Annotated in this window: 8 protein-coding genes; 6 read left to right on the plus strand and 2 right to left on the minus strand. The window is 45.3% G+C overall.

The window, feature by feature from the left end; genetic code table 11:
• The 4 genes from ACHA8N_RS04765 to ACHA8N_RS04780 all read left to right on the plus strand — a co-directional run.
• On the plus strand, positions 1-289 hold a 289-nt coding region (locus ACHA8N_RS04765), incomplete at its 5' end, for an NUDIX domain-containing protein (protein ID WP_393964906.1).
• Positions 289-714, plus strand: coding sequence for a hypothetical protein (locus ACHA8N_RS04770; protein ID WP_393964907.1), 426 nt, complete (start codon positions 289-291; stop codon positions 712-714). The genes ACHA8N_RS04765 and ACHA8N_RS04770, both read left to right, overlap by 1 nt.
• Before the next feature lie 117 nt (positions 715-831).
• A complete protein-coding gene (ntdP, locus tag ACHA8N_RS04775) occupies positions 832-1,374 on the plus strand; it encodes a nucleoside tri-diphosphate phosphatase (protein ID WP_012369561.1) in 543 nt (180 codons plus the stop codon).
• A gap of 42 nt (positions 1,375-1,416) precedes the next feature.
• On the plus strand, positions 1,417-3,204 hold the full coding sequence (locus ACHA8N_RS04780) for an ABC transporter ATP-binding protein (RefSeq protein ID WP_147512663.1): 1,788 nt from the start codon (positions 1,417-1,419) through the stop codon (positions 3,202-3,204).
• A 52-nt stretch (positions 3,205-3,256) separates the two neighbouring features.
• Here ACHA8N_RS04780 and ACHA8N_RS04785 read toward each other — a convergent pair whose 3' ends face one another.
• Positions 3,257-4,555 (minus strand): glutamate-1-semialdehyde 2,1-aminomutase, encoded by a 1,299-nt coding sequence (locus ACHA8N_RS04785; protein WP_393964908.1) that lies wholly within the window; start codon positions 4,553-4,555, stop codon positions 3,257-3,259.
• A gap of 174 nt (positions 4,556-4,729) precedes the next feature.
• On the opposite strand from ACHA8N_RS04785, the gene perR reads away from it, so the two are divergent.
• Entirely contained in the window at positions 4,730-5,152 is a 423-nt protein-coding gene (perR, locus tag ACHA8N_RS04790) for a peroxide-responsive transcriptional repressor PerR (RefSeq protein ID WP_251138800.1), read from the plus strand.
• Between the two features lie 15 nt (positions 5,153-5,167).
• Here perR and ACHA8N_RS04795 read toward each other — a convergent pair whose 3' ends face one another.
• Positions 5,168-5,530, minus strand: coding sequence for a DUF2614 family zinc ribbon-containing protein (locus ACHA8N_RS04795; protein WP_012369565.1), 363 nt, complete (start codon positions 5,528-5,530; stop codon positions 5,168-5,170).
• A 134-nt stretch (positions 5,531-5,664) separates the two neighbouring features.
• Between ACHA8N_RS04795 and ACHA8N_RS04800 the strand changes: the two genes are divergently transcribed.
• The gene (locus ACHA8N_RS04800; protein ID WP_147512660.1) at positions 5,665-6,534 is read left to right on the plus strand and encodes a nucleotidyltransferase-like protein; all 870 of its coding nucleotides are present in this window, start codon (positions 5,665-5,667) and stop codon (positions 6,532-6,534) included.
• The last annotated feature ends 246 nt before the right edge of the window (positions 6,535-6,780 follow it).

Below are 6,780 nucleotides of genomic sequence, written 5' to 3' on the forward strand. Positions count from 1 at the left end.
CGCTCTTGTCTATGAGGAAAATGGGCAAGTCGCAGTCATGCAACGTCCAGATACAGGACTCCTCGCAGGTATGTGGCAATACCCTTTGGCCGAAACGTCAGAAGAGCTTCCGGGAATACGCGTCGGTAGTGTCAAACATATCTTTTCGCACCGGATTTGGGACATCACCGTCTATCGTGTTACGACACAACCGGAAGGGACCGTTCTCATGGATGAACAGACATATGAAAAACAACCGATTTCCGTCGCCCAAATGAAAATTGACCGTTTATTAAAGGAGGAAATCTAATGGATCATTTTTATACAGAAACGAAAGTGCCGGCGACTAAGGAACAAGTCTGGTTATTTTTAAGTGATGCCAAAGCCTTGACCGGCATGACGACGTTTCCGAAAGTACAGACTATCGGCGATACACGGACGTATGCCGGCAATACGATTCAGCTAAATGTCGGGGTACCGCCGATTTTTGTAAAGTGGGATTCGATCATTCCGATGGTAGGGAGTGATGCGTTTGTTGACGTGGGAGTGAAGGTGCCGTTTCCTTTCTCCGCATGGTGTCATACACATCGTGTTGAAGAGCGTCATGATGGGGTTTATATGATTGACGACTTAATCTATAAATCTTATTTTCCGAAATGGTTGGTGGATTTGTTTGTTTTGAAACCGATGTTTCAGCAACGGAAACAGGCGATCTTGCATCATTTTTCAAGTTAAATACCAGTCATTTTCCTGAAAAAGTAGCCTTTCGTTTTTCATGTGTTCTGAAAATGGGTATAATAAGCACGAGAGTATAGAAAAAACTGAATAAAAAGCTTCAGAAAGGAGTAGCACATGAGTCGATTCCCAAAAGAAAGTAGCAAGATTGAGATTCAAAGTTTCAAACATAACGGCAGCTTACACAGAGTTTGGGAAGAAACGCTCGTGCTTAAATCGACGGAAGAAGAATTGATTGGATTCAATGACCGGATCATGGTCAGTGAATCGGATGGTCGTCAGTGGCGGACACGAGAACCCGCGATTTGTTATTTTTCGACAGAACTCTGGTTTAATGTAATCTGTATGATCCGTGAAGACGGTATCTACTATTACTGTAACTTAGGGTCACCTTCGACGTTTGATGAAAAGGATCGAGCAGTCAAGTACATTGATTATGATTTAGATATCAAAGTCTATCCGGACATGTCTTACATGATTTTGGATGAGGACGAGTACGAGAAACATCGCCGGGAGATGAACTATCCGAAAGCGATTGATCGTATTCTAAAGGACAACGTTCAGATTTTGATTCAATGGATCCGCAGTCGTAAGGGTCCATTCAATCCAGCTTTCGTGGAAACGTGGTATCGTGAATACGAAACAAGATATCGGAGATGATGGTTCGCCATCGTCTTTTTTTAGTGGAAAGAAGGGAAACACATGGGTAAAACGAAACAAAAACAGTTAAAAAAGAAGGGTTCCATCCGGCGGTACATGGAATTCGTCAAACCGTATAAAAAACAAATTCTATTAACGGTATTCGTCGGAATCATCAAGTTTTCGATTCCGTTAGGATTGCCTCTGCTCTACAAGTACATCATCGATAATTTGCTCGATAATCAGACGGTTCCACTGGCGGAGCGCAGTAAAGAGTTGGCGTACTTGATCGGAGCCGGATTCTTCGTCTTCCTCGTCATCAAACCACCGCTTGAATATATCCGGCAATATCTAGCTCAGTGGTCAGCGTCCAAAATTTTATTTGATGTCAGGAACCGTCTGTTCGATCATGTTCAGAAACTGTCACTTCGCTTTTATTCAAACACGAAAACCGGAGAAGTCATCTCCCGTATTATTAACGATGTCGAACAAACAAAGGATTTTGTCGTAACCGGATTAATGAATTTATGGCTCGATATGATTACGATTTTAATTGCCATCGCAATCATGTGGACGATTGATCCGAAACTTACGCTCGTCGCCATCATTCCGCTGCCGTTTTATGCGCTTGCAGTCAAGTTCTTCTATGGACGACTCCGCAGTTTGACGCGGGATCGTTCCGCGGCACTCGCTGAACTTCAGGGACATTTGACGGAACGGGTCAACGGGATGGCGGTCATCCGTAGTTTTGCTCTTGAACCCCATGAAAACCAGGCGTTCAAAAAACAAAATGATGGTTTCTTGACGGCAGCATTACGTCAAACGAACTGGAATGCCCGGACGTATGTCGTCGTCTCGACGATTACCGACTTTGCGCCGATTTTGATTTTCGGAGCAGCAGCCTTCCTCGTTCTGAACGGACAGGAATCACTTGGGACGATGGTTGCCTTCATCGCCTACATTGATCGTCTGTACGCACCGCTCGGTCGTCTCGTCAACTCATCGACGACCTTGACCCAGTCAATTGCTTCGATGGACCGGATGTTTGAATTCCTGGATGAGCCGTATGACATTACGGAAAAAGCCAATGCGAAAAATCCGGTTAGTGTCAAAGGGAACGTCCAGTTTGAAAATATCAGCTTCTCCTATGAAGAAGGCGGCGAACGAGCGATTGACCGGCTGACGCTCGACGTTCAGGCCGGAGAACGCATTGCCTTTGTTGGAATGTCAGGAGGAGGGAAATCGACCCTCGTCAGTCTGATACCACGTTTTTATGACGTCTCTTCCGGACGGATCACGCTTGACGGTGTCGACATTCGCGATTTGAAGTTGCGTGGTCTCCGCGATCAAATCGGTATGGTGATGCAAGAATCGATTCTGTTCAGTGAATCGGTCGAAATGAACATTAAGATGGGAAATCCTGAGGCGACGGATGAAGAGGTGGTCGCGGCAGCGAAAGCAGCCAATGCCCATGAGTTCATCGAACGTTTGGCGGACGGCTATAAAACACCGGTCGGCGAACGCGGGGTCAAATTGTCGGGGGGACAAAAACAACGTCTGGCGATTGCACGGGTATTTCTCAAAAATCCACCGATTTTGATTTTGGATGAAGCGACGAGTGCACTTGATTTGGAAAGTGAATCGATGATTCAAGATTCGCTCGCTCGTCTCGCAAAAGGACGGACGACGTTTACCGTCGCCCATCGTCTCTCGACTATCACTGATGCCGATAAAATCGTCGTCATTGAAAACGGTCAGATCACGGAAATGGGACGTCATGAAGAATTAATGCGAAAACGCGGCGCCTATTTTGAACTGTACGCGATTCAAAACTTAGAGCTTGTTGAATGAAAAAAAGGCTGTTCCGGAAACGGAGCAGCCTTTTTAGTGGATGATGATTGATTTAAAGTTGGGCGAAAGCACGGTTGACGGCAACGATTGTTTCGTCAATGTCTGTTTCTGTGTGGGCTGTCGTCAAGAACCAGGCTTCGTATTTAGAAGGAGCGAGATTGATGCCTTGTTCGAGCATGAGTTTGAAGAAACGACCGAACATTTCACTGTCGGCACGTTCTGCACCCAAATAGTCGACGACGGTTTCATCTGTGAAGTAGACTGTCAACGCACCTTTCAGGCGGTTGATTGTAATCGTGACGTCATGCGTGTCGGCAGCCTTTAAAATCCCTTGTTCGAGTTTTGCACCGAGACGGTCGAATTCCTCGTAAACACCAGGCTGTTCCAACAACTCGAGGCAGGCAATTCCAGCTGCCATCGAAGCGGGGTTACCGGCCATCGTGCCTGCTTGATACGCCGGACCGAGCGGAGCGACGTGTTCCATAATATCTTGGCGTCCGCCATATGCACCGATCGGTAAGCCGCCGCCGATGATTTTTCCGAGTGCCGTCATGTCCGGGCGGATGTTCAGGAGTTCTTGCGCACTACCGTACATGAAGCGGAAAGCAGTGATGACCTCATCATAGATGACGAGCGCACCGTGTTCGTGGGTAATGTCATTGATGGCTTCAAGGAAACCGGGTTGCGGTTCAACAATCCCGAAGTTTCCGACGATGGGTTCAACGAGCACACAGGCGACTTGATCGCCCCATTCTGCCATAATTTGACGGTAAGACTCGATATCATTAAACGGTGTCGTGATAACTTCTTTTGCAGTTGCTTTCGTGACACCAGCGGAGTCAGGTGAACCAAGTGTTGCGGGACCGCTACCTGCCGCGATCAGCATCAAGTCTGAATGACCATGGTAACAACCGCTGAACTTAACGACGAGTTCGCGTCCTGTGTAAGCACGGGCGACACGGATTGTCGTCATGACGGCTTCCGTTCCGGAGTTCGTGAAACGGACTTTTTCTAACGAAGGAATCGCTTGTTGCAGTTTATGTGCAAAGTCGATTTCCAAACGATGGGGTGTTCCATATAATAAACCGTTGCGCGAAGCGTTCGTGATCGCTTCTGTAATATGTGGATGACCGTGACCGGTGATGATCGGACCGTAAGCTGCTAAGTAATCGATGTAACGATTGCCGTCGACATCATAGAAGTAAGCTCCTTCTCCGCGCTCCATATAAACGGGGGCACCACCTCCGACTGCTTTATACGAACGGGATGGACTGTTCACACCTCCGACGATACATTCTTGGGCTACTTCATATAAAGCTTCAGAAGTTGGGCGATTTGCATGAGTTGACATGATGATTCCTCCAATCATTGATACGTGAAAAATATCACGATATGATTGTATCATGTCCGTCAAACATAGAGCAGAGCCGTTGACGGAAAGAAAGAATGTAGGTAGACTAATTATAAAGATTACAATCTAATAATCAATGAAAGATAGAAATGAGGGGATGACGTGGCGAACGAAATGCTAGATGATGCAGTACGCTCTTTACGTGAATCAGGCGTTCGGATGACACCACAACGTCATGCGATTTTGGAATATTTAACGACGGGACATACCCATCCGACGGCAGATGAAATTTATCGTGCGCTCGAACATCGTTTTCCAAACATGAGTGTGGCGACAGTTTATAATAATCTACGGGTCTTCCGAGAAAAAGGAATCGTAGAAGAGATGAATTATGGAGATGCTTCAAGTCGTTTTGATTTCGTTACGACACGTCATTACCATATGATTTGCGAAGGATGCGGTAAAATCGTTGATTTCAATTATCCTGTTTTGGATGACGTCGAGACAGTTGCGGCACATTTAACAGGATTTAAAGTAGACCGTCATCGTCTTGAGGTATACGGGACTTGTCCGGAGTGTCAATCAAACGTGCATTAAAAAAACGAGCTTCCTTTAGCGGGGAGCTCGTTTACTGTGTTTGTTGTACTTTTCATCAAATTCTTTTCCTTCAAGGTTACGATCCATCGTCAGCGGCTCGTCACAGTGCATACATAAATCAACCCGGCCCAGAACTTTTGTTTCTTTTCCGCAATTGGGGCAGGTGACGACGGCGGCTTTCGTAGAAGTGAGTCCGATTAAGAAATACAGTGCCGTGCTGGCAAGGACCATGACAAATCCGACAAGCATTAAAATGACCATGATGATTTCGAATTGTTTTAACAAAAGACCGCCGTACATGACAAGCATTCCGCCGAAAACAAGGAACATTGCCAAGTTACGGGCACGGTTTATTTTATTTTTACGTTGTTTTTTCACATGAATTCCCCCTGTAGTCAGTCTAGCATATTGTTCCATCTAGTCTGAAGCAGGAACGATTGATTTTTTGTCGAAAATGGTAACGGACGAATGATCAGGGTAACAAGTACGGAATAGAGAAGGGTGAGAATTGAATGGAACAAGCGACACGAACGATTTACTCGGAGTATGCGGCTTATCCGGAAACACAGGGAATCATCTCTGTTGAAAAAAGACAACCGCGTGACTCCTTGACTGATCAATTTGATGTTTTACTGTTAGTGATTACGCGTGACCCCTCGATTGAATGGACAGTTAAACATTACCGTCTGGATACGCTACGCGTTTCGTTGCATCTTGTACATGAACAGGTGCTTTCACGTTGGTTGGTTTTAAATGCGAATCGACGGGCAGTACACTGGATTTCGGAAGGTGCGATTATTTTTGAGCGGAACGATTATTTAACGGAACTAAAACAACAGTTACTAAATTTCCCTGAAACGGAACGGTGTTTACAGATGTCACTTTCCTTCGCGAAATTGTTGCGTCGTTTTCAGGACGGTAGAAATTTGTTCAGTCGCGGGAACTATTATGATGCGTACACGCATGTGCACCATGCCTTGCATCATTTGGCCCGGTTGTCGGTCCTTGAAAAAGGAGCCCATCCGGAAGTTGTTGTTTGGGAACAGGCACGTTTAGATGATCCGGATGTCTACAAGTTATATGAACAGTTACTATTAAGTGAAGAAACGTTAGAGCAACGGATTCATTTGGCACTGATCGGTTTGGAACATCTGTTGCAATCTAAAGTATTGTCTGGCGGAAAGTATTTGTTTGAAGTCATGCGGGAACGCGAACGTCCTTGGACGATGTACGAGCTGATGGAAGACGACCGCTTGGAAGAGTTAAAAGTAGATTTGGGCAGTCTGATTGATTTCTTCATTCGCAAAGGATTGGTTCGTATTTCTTATCAACAAACAAAAGGATTAGGAGTAGAACTTGTGACGTATGAACCGGTCGTCTAATAGACCGGTTTTTTGATTGATAAAAAACGTCAACATATTATAGAAGAAAAAAATAACGCAATAAAAATTAAAGAAAATGTATTGACGTTATTATCCCGAGATAGTATATTAATACATGTCGACAGGCACACGCCGACGACGCGATAAATTAATTTGAAAAAAGGATTGACGCATAAGTTATTCCGTGATATCTTATTAAAGTCGCTGAAAACGACACGACGAACTTTGAAAACTGAACGATGAGGC

Origin of the sequence: Exiguobacterium sp. S22-S28 (assembly GCF_043359615.1) — a bacterium.
Lineage (GTDB): Bacteria > Bacillota > Bacilli > Exiguobacteriales > Exiguobacteriaceae > Exiguobacterium_A.

Bases quoted from the DNA above. Each gene is read 5' to 3' on its own strand.
- ACHA8N_RS04770 (WP_393964907.1), top strand. From the start codon at position 289: ATGGATCATTTTTATACAGAAACGAAAGTGCCGGCGACTAAGGAACAA.
- ntdP (WP_012369561.1), top strand. From the start codon at position 832: ATGAGTCGATTCCCAAAAGAAAGTAGCAAGATTGAGATTCAAAGTTTC.
- ACHA8N_RS04780 (WP_147512663.1), top strand. From the start codon at position 1,417: ATGGGTAAAACGAAACAAAAACAGTTAAAAAAGAAGGGTTCCATCCGG.
- ACHA8N_RS04785 (WP_393964908.1), bottom strand. From the start codon at position 4,555: ATGTCAACTCATGCAAATCGCCCAACTTCTGAAGCTTTATATGAAGTA.
- perR (WP_251138800.1), top strand. From the start codon at position 4,730: ATGCTAGATGATGCAGTACGCTCTTTACGTGAATCAGGCGTTCGGATG.
- ACHA8N_RS04800 (WP_147512660.1), top strand. From the start codon at position 5,665: ATGGAACAAGCGACACGAACGATTTACTCGGAGTATGCGGCTTATCCG.